The organism is Falsihalocynthiibacter sp. BN13B15 (assembly GCF_041205415.1).
Classification (GTDB): Bacteria; Pseudomonadota; Alphaproteobacteria; order Rhodobacterales; family Rhodobacteraceae; genus Falsihalocynthiibacter; species Falsihalocynthiibacter arcticus.
On the sequence record NZ_JBGFCE010000001.1, the window covers coordinates 210749 to 228027 of the forward strand.

The window sequence follows — 17279 nt, forward strand, 5'->3', positions numbered from 1 at the left end:
CAATTTTTGATTTTTGGCCTGTCCACTGGCCATGTTGCAAGCGTCACCAAAGGCGGCGCATTTTCTGTACATAAATTCAAAGGCCATTCGCTGTTTAGTGCCAGTGGACGAGTATTCGCGAAACGCCGCGAAGTTGTCTCGGGTCCAAGGGGTGAAACCGTCTGATTGGTCTGCTTTTCTTTGGGAAACTTACCGTGCCACGCGAATTTCGATCATGCCCTTTTCATCACAAAAGGCACGAAGTGAATACCAAACTTTTAGACGGTTGTTTCGGGAGTGGCGCTCGAAAGCTGCCAAGTCTGTTTTGATAATACGTGCGTTCAGGCATTCGAGTGTCACAGCGCCATAAAGGCGCTGTCGGATTGGTCGGCCGCCCAATGGCTTTTGTCGGTTGTGTTCCTTGGACCGTTGCGCTTGATGGCGTCATCTTGGCCTTACTTGTGATCTCGTTCAGGCATTGTTCTGTTATTGATGGCAAACATTGCTCGAAAGAGACCGGAACTAAACTGCGACAAGACCAAGTTGCGCATTTGAGTCCTGGTTCCTACGCAATTTGACACAGAATCAACGCTACAGGACGAATTTTATTCGTCTAGGCGGCAGTCTTCCGAGCCAGTGCCTTTGATTGTGCTTCCCCTATAGTGTGGGAGATTGAGAACTTTGAGACCAAGTGATTAAGTTTTTCCGCTTCCGATGTCAGAGAGTGGCTCGCGGCTGTGGTTTCTTCGAACATAGCTGCGTTCATTTGGGTTACTTGGTCTAACTGGTTGATAGAATTGTTTATTTCGGCAAGCCCAGATGATTGCTCCGATGAAGAATTTGTAATTTCCACCATATGCGCGGAAATATCTTTAACAGACAAAACAATTTCACGAAGAGCCGATCCGGTTTCGCCAACGAGTTGTTCTCCAAGCTTTACATGGTTTGCGCTTTCCAGAATTATTTCGTTGATTTGTTTTGCAGCGTCTGATGAGCGCAGAGAAAGATCACGAACTTCCGATGCGACGACAGCAAAGCCCCGCCCCGCCTCGCCAGCCCTTGCGGCTTCAACACCAGCATTGAGTGCTAACAGATTTGTTTGAAAAGCAATTTCGTCAATTACACTGGATATTCTTGAAATTCTGTCTGACGATTCGGCAATTGCGCTCATGGCTGAGATCGTCTTTTCCACAACTAATCCGCTGTTTTCCGCCTTGCCTTTTGCAGCATCCACAACAATATTCGCTTGGAGCGCACCTTTGGCAGTGGACTGGACGCTCTGAGTCATGGCGTCCAGCGAGGAAGCCGTTTCCTCAAGGGTTGCGGCTTGCTGTTCGGTTCGTTTGGCCAAATCATCTGCTGCACAACTGATGTCATGGGCCTCGTGGCGGATCGAAGCAGTATTGCTCGCAACGGCGGTCATTGCCGCGCAAAGGTTTTCTACGGCAGCGTTGAAATTCTTGCGGAGTTTTTCGTGATCTTCCGAAAACGCATCACTAATTTTGGTGGTGAGGTCGCCCTCCGAAAGCCTATCTAGCGCCACGCTGAGCGCCAGAACAACAGCTTCCTGCTCCTTTTGAGTCCTTGCACGTTGCGCCAGAGAATTCTGCAAGTTGGTGTGAGCAACGGAAACATCGCTGGCGATAAGGTTGATTTTAAAAGGTATTCCGTCGGAATTTAGAACCGGATTGAACGACCCCTCTAACCAAAGCGCTCTATCGATTGCAGTTCTTCCTTTAAACAATCCAATTACAGACTTACCTTCTGCCAGAGTTTTCCAGAAATCCTCGGTTTCAGCAGCGGTTTTAGCGTCGAATTCGATTATCGTTTTAAAGGATTGCCCGCGATAACTCGCTTCTCCAAACGCCGACATAAAGTTTTCGTTTGTTGAAATGATGGCTCCTTCGACACTAAACTCTGCTGTTATTTGATTGGAATCGATAGCGTTCAGCAGGCTCTCATTCCCACGAATTTCGGTGACATCCTGCCATTCAACTACGTTGCCATTGTAATGGTTATCCGTTCCAAAAACGCCACCCATTTTTATCCCAATTCGCCGATCCAACATGTCGAATTCAATGGCATATGGGAGGCTAGAAGGATCCTCCGTTTGAGTGAGGATGTCTATATCTTCGGGGTAAAACTGGCTCAGGCTTTTGCCAACAGTATTTTTCGAAACTTCGCGATCTTGAATATTGGCTAGGTGTGAAAAGTGAGTGTTGATCATGCCGTACATGGCGGGGTTCACGTGGGTGATGATGAGGTCGCGATCAACCATCATCATTGGTACGGATGACCCCGAGAACGCGGCTCCCTTGAATTCCGTATCCACTTGCATTTCCGCTGCCTCCGCGAGGTCTTCGCGCAAATTTTCAAGGCTCTGGGCAATTGTTCCGATCTCATCGCGCCTATTTGCGAAAGGAATCGCACTCAATAAGTCATGGTTTGCTACTTGTTTCATCGAGTGCCCAATTGCAATGATCGGCCTCGAAATACCTCGAGCAACTAAAATGGAAATCAAGACGATCCCAGTCATAATGAGTGAGATATCTCTTATCATCTTCTTGCGTAGACTTGCCGCGGGAGCAAAGAGTTCAGAGTCCGTCTGATCAGCAACAAGTGCCCATTGAATGTTTTTGTATGTGAATCCCATGAATGCCGTGTGCACGGGTAAGCCGTTTGCACGAACACCGTTGATGCGCCCGGTCTCTCCCGCAAGAGCCATTGAAACCGCGTCTGTTTGGGGCGCTTCACTTAGAATGTCTGGGGTTTCGGAAAAACGGGTATTACTCCGCAGCAAACCATCGCTACCGGCGATGAAAATTTCTCCGGTTTCGCCAAGACCTATAGGCTGCGTCATTAAAGTGTCGATGCTTTCGGTGGAGAGTTGAAAAGCGAGTACGCCAAGTTTTAACCCGTTTGGGTCAATAATAGGCGCGGCAACAAAGCTCGAAGCCAGATTTTCGCGTGCGCCATATGGGCCGATATCGCTAAAAGCTACATCGGCCATATTCGTTAAGCCAAGAGCGGCGGTGTAAACTTCAGCGAGACCACTGTTTTCGAGAACGGGCCCTGATAATGTCTCAGCAAAATCGTTCCCCTTGCGGACAGAATAAATCACATTTCCATTGGTATCCAACAAATAGACGTCCTGATGCCCACCTAAGGTCATCAAGTCGCGAAAAAACTGATGATATTGCCCATGGGCAAAAGCATAGAACGAACCATCAAATGACTTGTCAAATAGATGTCGTTCATCCGCGGGCTTTGGATTGTTCGTCACATAAATTTTCTGAAGGAAAGATTGTGGGCTGCCTTCTATCTGTGAAAAGGCTAAAACAAGGTCCTTTGTTGCCGTTTGCGTCGTTGGCCCACTCGTTTGCGAGAGCAGTTCCTTTTCGACCCCTTCGTACCAGTCCAACAACCCGTTTCCACGTGTTTGAAGCGTGGCTGAAAGGCGGACCTGGGCCTGCTCACTCAAAATATCGCGCGCGCCTGAGTAGGCGGTAATGCCAGTGGTTGCGAGGCCGATCAGAGCCAAAGTCGAGAAAACTAGAGGGAGCTTAATTGAAAAAGGAATATTCCCAAAGAACTGCATTTTTTGCCTCGTAGTTTAAAGTTGCATGTGAATTTGGGTCACCTTGACGGCAAAATTTAAAAAAAAAGATAACGTTTCTGGTGTGGGATCGGTTCTTAGATACAATTTTATCAACCATCCATTCAGGCGATTGTTTTTGCGCTTTGACTTCATTGGCTGGTCTCCGCACACTGATACACATAAAAATTCACATAATTTGCGGCGATGAACATGATCGGAAGTATTCTTAATCTCAAACAACTCGAAGCCTTGGTTTGGGTTGCCGATCTGGGTAGTTTTCGAAAGGCAGCACATCATTTGAATACCACGCAACCGAATATTTCTTCTCGTATTGCCGGTCTTGAGCAGTCTTTTGGAATCAGTTTGATGTTGCGGGATGCCGGCTCAGTTCGAATGACTGCAAAGGGGGCGGTTTTCCTAAAGCAGGCACGTGAAATTTTGCGTGAATCGGAAAAGTTAGTCGATATCGCATCGCGTCCCGATTTGGTTAACAACCGGTTGCGGCTTGGGGTGACGGAGCTTATCGCAGCGACGTGGTTGCGCCCCTATATGGTGCGTATGAAGGAAGCCTATCCCAATGTCTCGGTTGAGCTTACGGTCGATCTATCGTGGCAATTGGACAAGGAATTGTCCGCTGGATCGCTTGATCTTGCCATTCAGTCGGAACCCTTCGCGGCGCCGGTGAGTGGGACTATTGAATTGGGAAGTTATGAGTACGTCTGGGTTGCAAATGTCGATGTCGCGCGCCAAATCGGAGCGGGTGATATTTCTCGAAAAGCCTTAATGAAGCACCCGATTTTGACACATACACGCCAAACGCAAGCCTATCTTGAGTTGACGGAAAGATTCGGTAAATCCGCGGGCGATGCGATGCGGCTCGCGCCATCAAACAGTATGGCGGCGGCGGTGCACATGGCATTGGACGGTATGGGGATTGCAGTTTTGCCGAGGTCTGTGGTGGCAGCACAGTTAGCGGAGGAAACGCTGGTGGAAATCCACTATTCTTGGCGTCCTAGCCCGTTGAAGTTTGCAGCGCGATTCCATGCCGAGAAAGCCACGCGGTTTGTGCGGCATGCCGCCGAAATAGCGGCAGAATGTGCTGCGAAATTCCAGAGGGGATGACATGGTCGCCAAAAGGCGGCCTAGGATAAATAAAATCTATCACCTGTATAGAATTAAATAATTTGCAACTATCTATTGTTGGGTCATATCCTCCCATAAAATATATGGGGTCATAGTATGCTAAAATCATCAAACCGGCTGGGCGTCGATATTGGCGGTACGTTCACGGATGTCGTTCTTGAGAAGGCTGGGCAACAGTTTTCGGCCAAGGTTTTGACAACCTATACTGCCCCCGAAAACGCGATTATCGACGGGTTGCATCAAGTGTGCAAAAAGGCGGGCATTGCCCCCGCTGATATTGGGCAAATCATTCACGGCACCACGCTGGCCACCAATGCGCTGATTGAACGACGGGGTGCCAAGACTGCGCTGATTACGACACAGGGCTTTCGCGACGTCATCGAAATGCGCACCGAGTCTCGGTTTGAACAATATGATCTGAATCTGTGCCTACCCGAGCCTCTCCTGCCGCGCCAAATGCGCTATACGGTTGAGGAGCGCGTGGACGCCCGTGGCGAGGTGTTGATCCCGCTTGATCGATCCGAAGTTGAAGCCCTTGTCGACCAGATTATTGAGGCAGGGTACGAAAGCGTTGCGGTTGGCTTGATGCATTCGTATTTAAATGACGCTCACGAGAAGATGGTGCGCGATGTGTTGGTTGAGAAGATGCCGCATGTCATGGTGTCGATCTCGTCCGAAGTGTCCCCGCAAATGCGTGAATATGAGCGGTTCAATACCGTTGTGGCGAACGCCTATATTAAGCCGCTCATGAAGTCCTATTTGGGGCGCCTCGAGGGGCGTTTGCGCAGCGAAGGGGTGGATTGCAACATCTTCCTGATGCACTCGGGCGGTGGGATTATTTCCATTGAAAATGCGGCTGACTTCCCTGTGCGATTGGTCGAATCTGGCCCTGCGGGTGGGGCCGTTTTTGCCGCGCATATTGCGGCGGGATACGGTCTGGATAAGGTGTTGTCGTTCGATATGGGCGGCACAACGGCCAAAATCTGTCTCATCAAAAATCAAACGCCCAAGACCTCGCGCGTTTTTGAAGTTGCGCGAACTTATCGGTTCAAAAAGGGATCGGGTATGCCGATTTCGATTCCAGTGATTGATATGGTCGAAATTGGCGCGGGGGGGGGGTCGCTCGCTCATGTGGACAGCATGCGCCAAATCCGCGTGGGGCCTGAAAGCGCTGGATCAGAACCCGGACCTGCTTGCTATGGTCGCGGGGGAGCCAAGCCTGCGGTAACGGATGCCGACCTTGTGTTGGGCAAGCTGGACCCAAACAACTTTGCCGGCGGATCGTTTAAGCTCGACGTCAATGGCTCCGAGGGCGCCTTGATGGAAGTATTGGGTTCTGTGCTCGATATGGATGCCGCCACCGCCGCTTTTGGCCTTGCCGAAGTTGTCGATGAAAACATGGCCAATGCCGCGCGGGTACATGCGGTTGAAAATGGCGAAGACCTGAGCGAATATACGATGATTGCTTTTGGCGGCGCCGCGCCACTTCACGCGGGGCGCCTGTGTGAAAAGCTGGGCGTTGAGCGCCTTTTGGTGCCACCTGGTGCGGGTGTTGGATCTGCCATTGGATTTCTGCGCGCACCCTTTAGTTTTGAAGCGAACCGCTCCGTCTATATGAAATTGTCGAATTTCGATGGAGGGCGGATCAAATCCCTGCTTGAGGAGTTGCAATCTGAAGCTACAGGTTTTGTGCGCAACTGCGATGCCGACGCGACGATCTTGCCCGAGTTCAAAGCCTATATGCGCTATACAGGGCAGGGCTGGGAAATCCCAATCATGTTGACGGCGGAACAAGCAGCCAATCCAGATATGGCCACGTTTGAACGTTTGTTTGAGGAAGATTATACTAAACTGTTTGGCCGCACAGTCGAAGGTTTGGATGTCGAAATCACGGTGTGGTCGGTCAACGCGACGACTCCCCCTGAACAGGTCGCGCGTGTGGCCACGGCCTCGCGTAAAGGGGACGCGCCCATCGCTGGCCGACGGCGCATATTTGATCCCGCACAAGCTGCATTTATCGACAGCGCCGTCGTTATGCGGAGTGATATGGGAGAGGGGCAGGAGGCCCAAGGCCCCGCAGCCATTACCGAGGATGAAACCACCATTATTGTTCCGGCGTCCCGCCGCGCAATTCGCCAGCCTGATGGCTGTATCGACGTTATCGTGAAAGGCTAAACCCATGGCAAAACAACACTCCAACGTCGCCTACCAAGTCATGTGGAACCGCATGATTTCCATCGTGGAAGAGCAGGCGCAAGCATTGGTTCGGACGGCGTTCTCAACTTCGGTGCGAGAAGCGGGCGACCTGTCAGCGGGCGTTTATGACACACATGGACAGATGCTTGCGCAGGCGGTTACCGGCACACCCGGTCACGTAAATGCAATGGCCGACGCCGTTGCACATTTCATCCGCAAAATCGGACGCCAGAACATTTTCGAAGGCGATATCTACCTTACCAACGACCCTTGGCAAGGCACGGGCCACCTGCATGACATCACGATGGTCACGCCCTCCTTTTGCAACGGGCTGTTGGTCGGTTTCTTTGCTTGTACAGCGCACGTCGTTGATATCGGCGGACGCGGGCTCGGCGCAGATGCTGCATCTGTCTATGAGGAAGGTCTCTATATTCCGATCATGAAATTCGCGGCTGCGGGTGAAGTGGACAAAACGCTTGTGTCGATTATTCGCGGCAATGTGCGCGAACCCGATCAGATTATTGGCGACGTCTATGCTTTGGCCGCTTGCAATGAAATTGGCCACCGCCGCCTGATCGACATGATGACGGAATTCGAACTGAGCGACCTTGACGGTATTGCAACCTTTATCCTTGAGAATTCACGTCGCGCAACGATTGAACGGATTTCAGCCCTGCCGCGACAGTCGGCTACGGGCGAAATGACCGTGGACGGGTTTAGCGATCCGATCACTCTCAAGGTCAAACTCACGATTGAAGCGGACCGCATTATTTCTGACTTTGAGGGCACCTCTGGGTTGGACCGCAAAGGCATCAACTGTCCGTTGGTCTATGCCAAGGCCTATGCGTGCTACGCGCTGAAATGTGCGATTGCACCAGAAATTCCGAACAACGCGGCTTCTCTAGCCCCGTTCGAAATCAAAGCGCCGGAGAACTGCATCGTCAACGCGCTACATCCTGCGCCAGTGGCCTTGCGGCATATCGTTGGGCATTTTGTACCAGATACGGTTTACAACGCGTTGGACAAAATTTTGCCCAACGTTGTCCCCGCGGAGGGGGCGGGCTGTTTGTGCAATTTCCAAGTTTCGCTGCGTCCACGCATGGACGCGCCTGCTCCGGCTGGCGCGGTCCGTTCCGAAGTGCTTACCTTCAACTCTGGTGGGTCTGGCGCGCGGCCCGGACATGATGGCCTCAATGCCACAGCTTTTCCGTCGGGCGTGATGACGATGCCTGTAGAGGCTACTGAACACGCGGGGCCGGTGATTATTTGGCGCAAAGAATTGCGTCCGGACTCCGGTGGCGCAGGGAAACAACGGGGCGGCTTGGGGCAATACATGGTCGTGGGCGCGCAGGAAGGCTATGAGTTTGATTTCCAAGCCATGCTGGATCGGGTCGATCATCCGGCGCGCGGCCGCCGCGGTGGCGGCTCGGGGGCTGCGACAACCATTGGCCAAGATGATGGGAGCAAGATGAAAGGCAAAGGCAAGCAGTTTGTACCGCATGGGCGCAAAGTGATGATGGCCTTCCCCGGTGGCGCGGGGTACGGAAACCCCGACGAGCGGTTAAAAGCCCAAGTGATGCGCGACCTCGCCCTTGGGTACATCTCGAATGAAACCGCAACCAAAGATTATAACTTAAGCGCTGAAGATATCGCATCTGTCGAAGCCGCAGTGCGTAAAGGCGAAGTCGTCTGAGGCGTAAAGGGGCATTGACCACATGGCAAATACCCAACTGCTTTTAATCGGCCACAGGCCTTTTTGATGTGCAAAGGGCGGTTTTAACGTGCTAGGCAGTAGCGGGAACAGGATTGCGACCCAGAGAATTACGCCATAATGTTTGGCTTCAATAATGTGGGACTACAATGGAACTTACGGGACAAATACTTTCGGGCACTGGGCTACTGAGCCTCTGTGCAATTCTACATGTTGTCCTTGTGTCAAAAAGTGTTGATGCAATCCCGCATTTTTCCAAACGCATTGAGAACTTGAGTTACTCTTGGCGGTTACCAATTTTTGTTGGCGTAACCTTTGTAATGGTGGTCTTTTCCCTCACGCTTCAGGTGTGGATTTGGGCGATCAGCTTTATCTATATCGGTGCCTTTTCCGACTGGCCAACCTCGGTCTATTTTTCCCTCGTGACTTTTACAACCCTTGGCTATGGGGATATCACCTTAGGGCCGGAGCATCGCGTTTTTGCAGCGTTTGCGGCAGTTACGGGCTTGCTCACGTTTGGGATTAGCACCGCTTTCCTTGTAGGTTTGGTTTCACACGTACTTTCGCTTTCACCCGTACTCGACGTTGCAATCCTTAGTAAAAAACAGCCTTGATCGCGTTGCCTGTTGGGTACCCATTGCCATTTCCAACTGGCTCTAGGTGGTGATGCCCACAGGGACGCGCGGCCAAACAAGTTACCTTTTGCCGTAATACAGTCCAACAACGTGCTCGGCTTCTGCGAAAAAGAGCCAGCGCGCCGCAAGCACTCCGGCAACGTGAAAAATCACTGCAAATAGCGCAGCAATGTGACTGTGAGAGAGTGTAAGCAAAACTGCAGGGATGACCGAAAACCCTAAAACTGCGATGACCCGTAATCGCTGTGCGTGCTTGCGCCCAACGACATATACCATCTCGTTGAGGACATAGTTCCCACCCGTATGAGGGGATTCAAAAAGACGAACTTTGCCGAGAAATCCAAGACCTGTGGCTGTTTCCAGCGTTGTACCGCGCTGCGCGAAGCGGGCATCTCCGAGAATCCAAGCGGTGATTTGTACACCTCCTGCGGCGAGAAGCAGGGGGATCGCGAGGCTAATTCTTCCAGCCAGCAAAGCCCCCCCCGACAGGGAAAGCGCCAAAAATAACAGCGTTGTAATTGGATGATTCCACCGGGGAACCGTCGCAAGCTGAGCGTAGATCATGGATGTTGAAAAGACTGTTGTGATCGACAAAAGGGCACCTATTACTCCCAAAGTTGACCAAAGTTGGCCGAGAAATATCGCGCCAATGGCATAAACCCCCATCGTCCCTAGGGCGCTCACCGCCAAGATGCCTTCGCGTGAAAGCCAACTAGTGCGCCATTGGGAAAAGGCTTTTAACGCGTTCTTTGGATTGCCGAGGTGAAATGTCGAGGCCACAAGCCCTCCCACCGCGAGCGCAAAGGCGATGAAGTAAAACACGAAGGCGATCCAGCCCGTAACTGCAGGCACGCCGAAGCCTAAAAATGTCAGAAGGCCAAAACCGAGACCCGAAAAAGCAGTGAAAAGGATCACTGAGGGGGCAGGATTCATCCGAGTTTCTCCAGTGTTTTATCAAGCCAGCCTAGAAAACCTTTTGGCTCAACGGCAATCGGCGTAAGGAACGGAGCTAGGATATCGATTTCCGTACCAGTGTCTTTTGGTCGAGGAGGAAGGTATTTGTTGACGGGTTTTGTGCCCATTTCGGGCATGAGGTCGAACCCACCCCGCTCAGCCACAAGCTGACTTACGGCGCTGGTTTCATCGGCGAAATCCCCGAAATGCCGTGCGCCTGCGGGGCAGGTGCGCACACAGGCGGGTTCGCGGTCTTCCTCGGGAAGGTTTTCATTGTAAATACGGTCTACACAGAGCGTGCATTTTTTCATTACACCCGCCGCTTTGTCGAGTTCGCGTGCGCCATATGGGCAGGCCCACGCGCAAAGGCCACATCCGATACAGGAGTCCTCATTGACTAAAACGATGCCATCCTCGACGCGTTTGTAGCTCGCACCTGTCGGACAAACCGTGACACAGGGTGCATCCTCGCAGTGCAGGCAGGACTTAGGGAAATGTACGGTTTTTGCGGTGCCAACTTCGGGCTGTACCTCGAAAGTGTGCACTCGATTGAGGAACGTTCCCTGGGGATCTGCGCCATAGGCGTCTTGGTCGGACAGAGACGCGCCGTAGTTTTCGGTGTTCCACCCTTTGCATGATATGACGCAAGCGTGGCACCCGACACAGGTATCAAGGTCTATTACGAGGCCAAGTTTGCGCTCGGTTTTCTGCGGTAATGCGGTCATTTCCCCACCTTCCACGTTAGGTTTTTCGGGCCTTGTCCAACAGGGGACTTTATCGGTGGAAAGGCGGGCTGCGCGTTTTGAGGTGGCGCGTTTTTTTTCAACCGAACTTTCAGGTCAAACCACGCGGCTTGGCCGGTGACGGGGTCAGAATTCGCCCAGCGAAGTCCGTCCCCTTTGGGAGGCAGTAGTTCGTGGATCAAATGGTTGAGCAAAAACCCATTGGTTGCCTCCGGCGCATTTTCATCCAATGCCCAAGTGCCCTTCCGCTTACCAATCGCATTCCATGTCCAAATCGTGTGCTCATTGAGGGCCGCATGGAGCGCCACGGGCACTATAATCTCGCCATGGGGGGAGGTGACACACGCCCAATCTCCCTCAGAAAATCCATGTTTCGCCCATATTTTTGTGGATAGATACAATGGGTTACGCCCATGAATCTGACGCAACCATGCGTTTTGCGACCCCCAGCTGTGGTACATAGCCATTGGGCGTTGCGTGAGGGCATGGATGGGATATTGATCGTCGTTTTTTGCGGATTCGGTCCACGTGGGAAGGGGTTGCATCGCATTGTGTACTTGTTGCCGCAGATGTTCGGGCGGTTGACGCTCGCCGTGCCCTTCGGCGGCCAATTGGAAGCGGCGCATGGGTTCGGAATAGAGCGAAAACAGATAGGGTTGCGGGCTGTCAAAGATGCCCATCCCAACCGCCCAGTCTTGGTATTCTGTGTTCCATGGTTTGTAGTAGGAGGCGGATTTGGGAATATGCGTGACCGAAAAACCGCCGTTTTCAATATAACGATCAAGTTGCGCTGGATTAACGGCACCACGACCCTGTTGCGTACCGTCGCCACGGAATCCCGACAGCGGGCCAATGCCCGGTTTGCGTTCGTGATTAACGATATAGTCGGCGTAATCGGCGAATTTCTGGCTCCCGTCCTCGTTGACGAAATTTGGCAATCCAAGGCGTGCGCCCAAATCACAGAGGACCGATTGAAATCCGCGCACATCGCGATCAGGTTCGATAACAGGCCACCGAATGGCATCTGCCGCCGCGTCCGCTTCGCTTATGGGACGGTCCAAAAGCGAGATGCAATCGTGGCGCTCAAGGTAGGTTGTATCGGGCAAAATGAGGTCGGCATAGGCGACCATTTCGCTCGAATAAGCATCGGAATAAATGATGTTGGGTATGACGTAATCGCCGTTCTCGTCCGTGTCCGTCAGCATCTTAATGACGCCACTTGTGTTCATCGACGAATTCCACGCCATATTAGCCATGTACAAGAAGAGCGTGTCAATTTTGTAGGGGTCGCCCGCGTGGGCGTTTGAAATGACCATATGCATAAGGCCATGAGAAGACATTGGATTTTCCCACGTGAAGGCTTTATCAATGCGGGCGGCACTCCCGTCGGGGCGCAGCGCGAGATCTTCTGGCCCATGGACAAAACCGAGGTGCGGGCCATCAAGGGGCGCATCTGGTTTCGCGTTGCAATGTGGCTTGGGATGCGCCTCGAAGGGCTTGGGGTAGGGGGGCTTGAAGCGAAAGCCTCCCGGTACTTCAACGCTTCCCAAGATGATTTGCAAGATGTGGAGGGCGCGACACGTCTGGAAGCCATTGGCATGGGCCGAAATACCCCGCATGGCATGAAACGAGACGGGGCGACCGATCATTTCGCTATGTTTTTCACCTCTAAAATCAGTCCATGCAATGGGGAGGGTGATTGCCTCCTCAAAGGCCACATGGGCCAATTCGGCGGCAATCCTGCGGATAGTTTCCGCAGGTATCCCGCATCGGTTCGTTACATTCTCAGGCGCATATTCGTCGACCATATAGGTTTCGGCCAATTGGTGGAATACGGGGTGATGGGTAATGCCAGACTTACGATAGGTGGCGGAAAGATCGGGTTGAACACCTTGCTTATCGAAGGCGGTCGGTTTTTTTGTGGCACGATCAATAACCAACATTTTTCCGTTTCCGTCGCGCATCAGCAAGCCAAACTCAGCGGATTTCGGATCACAATTCAACAACACCGGCGCGTTCGTATATTGCGCGAGATAGTGTAGGTCGATCTTTCCAGCCATCAGCAATTCGCGGATAAGGGACATGATGAACAGGCCATCTGTGCCCGGTGTGATGCCAATCCATTCGTCGGCAATCGCGTTGTATCCAGAACGGATGGGATTGACGCCAATGACCTTCGCACCTCGTTTCTTCAGCTTCCCAAGGCCCATTTTGAGCGGGTTGCTGTCATGATCCTCGGCCACACCAAAAAGCATGAACATTTTGGTGTGGTCCCAATCGGGTTGGCCAAATTCCCAAAAAGCACCCCCGATAGTATAGATGCCTGCAGTCGCCATATTAACGGAACAAAAACCACCGTGGGCCGCGTAATTTGGGGTGCCATAAGCCTGTGCCCAAAAGGAGGTAAAGCTCTGGGACTGATCGCGGCCTGTAAAAAACGCCAGTTTTTCCGGTGCGTCTTTGCGGATTTTCCCAAGGCGTTTGGTTGCGATTTCTAGGGCCTCGTCCCAGCTGATCTTTTCGAATTCGCCAGACCCGCGCGGCCCAACCCGTTTGAGGGGGGCGTGTAGGCGTGAAGGGGCATTAACTTGCATGATCCCCGCCGACCCTTTGGCGCAAAGGACCCCTTTGTTGACGGGGTGGTCGCGGTTGCCCTCAATATAGGCGACTTTTCCGTCTTTCATGTGGACGTTAATCCCGCAGCGGCAAGCGCACATGTAGCAGGTTGTTTTGCGGACTTCGTCTGAGACTTTTGGAGATGTGTCAATTTGGGGTTGATGGGTCATCGAGAATACCTCCATAGCTGAAAATCAATAGAATTGAATTTCACCAAGAAGGGAAGATTATTTCCCAATTGTTCGAGTTAAACGGGAAAATAGTTCCGAATTGGCAGATGCAAATAGAATAGATGTGCCGCCAGATCTGGTTAAATTTTTAGTTTTGCCTTCGCCGCCTTCAACGCTTGGCGAAATTTTGGCCCTCGATTTTGTGCGAGAACATATTCACACAGGCGCACAACCAGATCGTGCCGCCCACGAGACTGCACACGGCCCAGCAATTCACGTTTGTACCGCATGCTCTCTCGGCGCGCGCGCATTCTCTCATAGAACGTCGGTTCCGTTAGGGTGCCATCGACACAATCCTGAATGATAGGTTTCAACAAGCCGAGAGAAATCCAAAAGCTTGCGATCCGATGCCCCAAGTATCGGCATTTAAATTTCTGCACATTCGGGCCTTGGAAAAGGCTCGCATGCATCGCGTCTAAGGCTTCAGTGGGATCGTAGAATAAATAGACATTTTCGGCGGCTGAAGTCATTTCCGGCGCATAGCCATAGCGTGTGGTGTAATCGCGCCGCCATGCCTTTTTGTAGCGCGTTTCCCAGCTTGCGATTTGGCGGTCGAGTGTGGCCTGCGGGCTTATGGCGATGACCGTGGATTTTGGCGCGGCTGCACTGAAGGCACAGGCGGCATAGGCCCCCATCGAAGCGCCATAAAACACAACCTTATCAAAACCTTCAAAGAAACTTTCGTCGCGCAAACGGTCAAAAAAATCATATACGGATTCGTCGCGATACCACGACCATGTGTGCGCCATCATCCCAAGGAATGACCAGCCACGGTCTTCGACAAAATTGAAACCCCAAGGCATGCGTGACTCGGAGTTTTCATAGACGTGATCTAGGTTTTCGAAGGTTACAATTAGGGTCGCGCCACGTCGTACAAAAAGCGCGGTATGCTCGTCTCCGATGTCTTCGTAAAATCCCTCGGCATCCCCCATGGCTTTCATGTGTGCGCGCCAATCCTTGCGACCCATGTCGGATTTGTCCACCTGTGCCAGGGCTACCGTGTCTGCTTCCTCGGGCATTGTTTTCGCTTTGGGGGCCATTTTTAAACTTTCTGACAGGCGCTAGTGCACTGTTTCGCCTTTTTCGACGGTAAAAAAGAAGTCTTCGGGGTGATCTTGCATGACGATGTTATCCGGCACAACTTCTGGCCCCGAAAGGAAGACATTGGCCCCGAAGTACGCATGCATTTTTGACATTCTCTGCATGCGCTCCCCAGTCAACTCTTGGTAAAATTTTGCATAGTTGTCGGTCGCGCGCAAAGCATCGATTTTCTCGCGATGCCTTTGCACGGAGAATTCATGCGCGGCGCGGATATTTGGGTCGGCCATAAGCCGATCAAACTCGGCCTTGGCGGCGGGTAAATTTCGATGGATTTGGGTGTTGTGTTCAGCGTTGTTGTTCATACGAAACCAATAGGCAAGCCCTTGGTCGCGGTCCACGTGATTGACCCGCCCGCGATCCCGTTTCACAAGGAAACTCTCGGCGGACCTCACCGCATAATGGTTGAGCGTCACAAGATCATAGCCATAGGTGTCAGGTGTGCTGCGCCACCCGTTGCGGAACATTTTACTGGGGAGGGGCGCGCCTGAGCCATTGACCCACTTGATCTGTTCCCAAAGCTGTGGCCGCAACCCCTTGGGGCGATGTACGCCAAGTTTTTTGAAAATCCCAATGGTGCGGAACAACGTCTTGAAGCCCCATGCTTGATGCGGTTTTCGAATATATTCTGGCGCACAGGAATTGAACTGTTCTGTGATGAAACCGTCCTTGAATTCATGCACGTTGTCGTTGCCAAAAAGCCGCCAAGTCATTGAAATCATGTTCGCATCTTTGACGGCATGAAAAAGATCCGCGAGCTTGCCTTTCCCAGCATGAATTGTAATAAATTCATCGACGTCGATACAGGTCACCCAATCGGCGTTTTTGATTTGCGGCTCGGATTCTGCGGCCTGAAGGGCTGCATGTTGAGGCTTTAAGCCGCTTTCCTTAAAAGGATTATCGCGGTGCTGAAGCTCGCCTTTTTCCTGTAGAACGTCGAGCAAAGTATCGGTGCCATCGTCGCAATCATTGGTGTAAACGAGCAGTTCATCGACGCCAATGGATTTGTGATATGCAACCCATTCCAAAATAAACGGGCCTTCGTTTTTCATCGTGGTGACAATCGCCGAAGAGTTGGTGTGAACTGTTTTCGGGGCTTTTTGTTCGGGGACACGAACTGGCTTGTGGTTGAAATGCACCTCGGCAATTTTCAACAAGGCGTCATCTTCAACCAAGCTGGTTTTGGGGACAATTTCACTGACAGTTTTACAATGATGCCGCAGGGCCATACAGCGGTAAAACTGTGCAGTATCCTGTGGTGCGGCCTCCGCGCCGACAACCCGCGCGAGGCGCCAAATTCGATCAATCCCAATGCGCGACAAGTCAATCGCCCAGCGGCGATAGGCCTTTTGTGCATCAAATTGCCGACAGATATGGTCGCCAAAACTTGGTTTCGTCCCTTTGCGCAATCGCCAAGGATAACAGCGTTGTCCAAGCAACAGGAGCGCCCCTGTTTCACTCTTTTGAACCGCATCAAAAATGGTTCTGTCAGGGATCGGCGCGAGCATGTCATAGCATTCAAGGCTTACCACCGCGTGGGCCTGTGACAGGAAGAGAGTTTTCAAAAGCTCATAAATCAGCATATCCCCAAGAGGCGCACGCCATGGATCGGCCGGTGGGATTTCCATTCGGTCCTTACCGGGAGCGTCGGGGGCATTAAAAGCATGGCCCTCATCAGGCAGGTTTTTCGCGCCAAGGGGCACGGGGCTGTTTACCAAAACAAGGGATTTTAAACCTGCAACAGGATTGTTTTCAAGCTTATTGGCAAAGCTATCATCCGTCTCTGGTTCCGCGCGATCTAGTATAATCACACCTTCTGCGCCATGGACTGTGACGTGATACTCGAGCCAAGCCAAAACCGTGTCGGCGCTCTCCCCATTGCGCTGTGCCATGATGGTATTGAGGCCTGCGAAAAGCTCTGGTTCGGGTTTGTTGGGGGTCACAGGCAAGCGCTGGCCGATAAGGGGAAGCGGCGGGTTCGTGAGGCTTTTGGGGGCCTGGGCAATCGACAATAGGCCGCCACCGATGCTGCGGTTGGATTTAAAGCGATAGTCCTTGAGGGGCGCGATCATTTCAACGGGCGTGCCGGATTGAAAATAGAAACGCAGTTCCTGTCCGTCGACCATGTCAATTGAGACGGCATCCAGCAGTGTGACACTGCCAGCTTGGCAGCCCAAAAGACTGCGTTGATGAAAAACACTCATGTTTTGCCCGTCTTCGATTGCGCTTGGGGCTTTGGCCCAGCTTGCTAGATAACCTGCGGTTTGATGCAGGCAAACTCTATATGCAACAAGTCTAACAAATCGGTAACAGCTTGGTCCACCGCCCATATTCTTCGGGCGGTGGGTGAAGGTTTTCGCGCAACAGGCGGGTGGT

General features: G+C 52.1%; 10 protein-coding genes. 4 read left to right on the forward strand and 6 right to left on the reverse strand.

The genetic code is table 11. The features are described from left to right. Positions 1 to 592 precede the first annotated feature (592 nt). Positions 593 to 3400 (reverse strand): methyl-accepting chemotaxis protein, encoded by a 2808-nt coding sequence (locus tag AB9F26_RS01065; protein WP_369767081.1) that lies wholly within the window; start codon positions 3398 to 3400, stop codon positions 593 to 595. 387 nt (positions 3401 to 3787) lie between these two features. On the opposite strand from AB9F26_RS01065, the gene AB9F26_RS01070 reads away from it, so the two are divergent. From AB9F26_RS01070 to AB9F26_RS01085, 4 genes are all read left to right on the forward strand, one after another. Then, on the forward strand, positions 3788 to 4699 hold the full coding sequence (locus tag AB9F26_RS01070; protein ID WP_369767082.1) for a LysR family transcriptional regulator: 912 nt from the start codon (positions 3788 to 3790) through the stop codon (positions 4697 to 4699). A gap of 117 nt (positions 4700 to 4816) precedes the next feature. Continuing rightward, positions 4817 to 6895 (forward strand): hydantoinase/oxoprolinase family protein, encoded by a 2079-nt coding sequence (locus tag AB9F26_RS01075; protein ID WP_369767083.1) that lies wholly within the window; start codon positions 4817 to 4819, stop codon positions 6893 to 6895. Positions 6896 to 6899: 4 nt separating this feature from the next. Beyond that, complete coding sequence (locus AB9F26_RS01080) at positions 6900 to 8609, forward strand: hydantoinase B/oxoprolinase family protein (protein ID WP_369767084.1); 1710 nt, start codon at positions 6900 to 6902, stop codon at positions 8607 to 8609. A 167-nt stretch (positions 8610 to 8776) separates the two neighbouring features. After that, on the forward strand, positions 8777 to 9241 hold the full coding sequence (locus AB9F26_RS01085) for a potassium channel family protein (protein ID WP_335586015.1): 465 nt from the start codon (positions 8777 to 8779) through the stop codon (positions 9239 to 9241). Positions 9242 to 9322: 81 nt separating this feature from the next. On the opposite strand, the gene AB9F26_RS01090 is transcribed toward AB9F26_RS01085, so the two are convergent. The 5 genes from AB9F26_RS01090 to AB9F26_RS01110 form a co-directional block, all read right to left on the reverse strand. After that, positions 9323 to 10195 carry a DmsC/YnfH family molybdoenzyme membrane anchor subunit gene (locus AB9F26_RS01090; RefSeq protein ID WP_335586016.1) on the reverse strand — a complete coding sequence of 291 codons (873 nt, stop codon included), beginning with the start codon at positions 10193 to 10195 and terminating at the stop codon, positions 9323 to 9325. Beyond that, positions 10192 to 10941, reverse strand: a complete 750-nt coding sequence (locus AB9F26_RS01095) for a 4Fe-4S dicluster domain-containing protein (protein WP_335586017.1) — start codon at positions 10939 to 10941, stop codon at positions 10192 to 10194. The genes AB9F26_RS01090 and AB9F26_RS01095 overlap by 4 nt, the downstream gene beginning before the upstream one ends. Then, complete coding sequence (locus AB9F26_RS01100) at positions 10938 to 13745, reverse strand: molybdopterin oxidoreductase family protein (protein WP_369767085.1); 2808 nt, start codon at positions 13743 to 13745, stop codon at positions 10938 to 10940. The genes AB9F26_RS01095 and AB9F26_RS01100 overlap by 4 nt, the downstream gene beginning before the upstream one ends. Before the next feature lie 140 nt (positions 13746 to 13885). Beyond that, positions 13886 to 14824, reverse strand: coding sequence for a phosphoadenosine phosphosulfate reductase (locus tag AB9F26_RS01105; RefSeq protein ID WP_369767086.1), 939 nt, complete (start codon positions 14822 to 14824; stop codon positions 13886 to 13888). A gap of 42 nt (positions 14825 to 14866) precedes the next feature. Then, on the reverse strand, positions 14867 to 17107 hold the full coding sequence (locus AB9F26_RS01110) for a glycosyltransferase family 2 protein (protein WP_369767087.1): 2241 nt from the start codon (positions 17105 to 17107) through the stop codon (positions 14867 to 14869). Positions 17108 to 17279 lie beyond the last annotated feature (172 nt).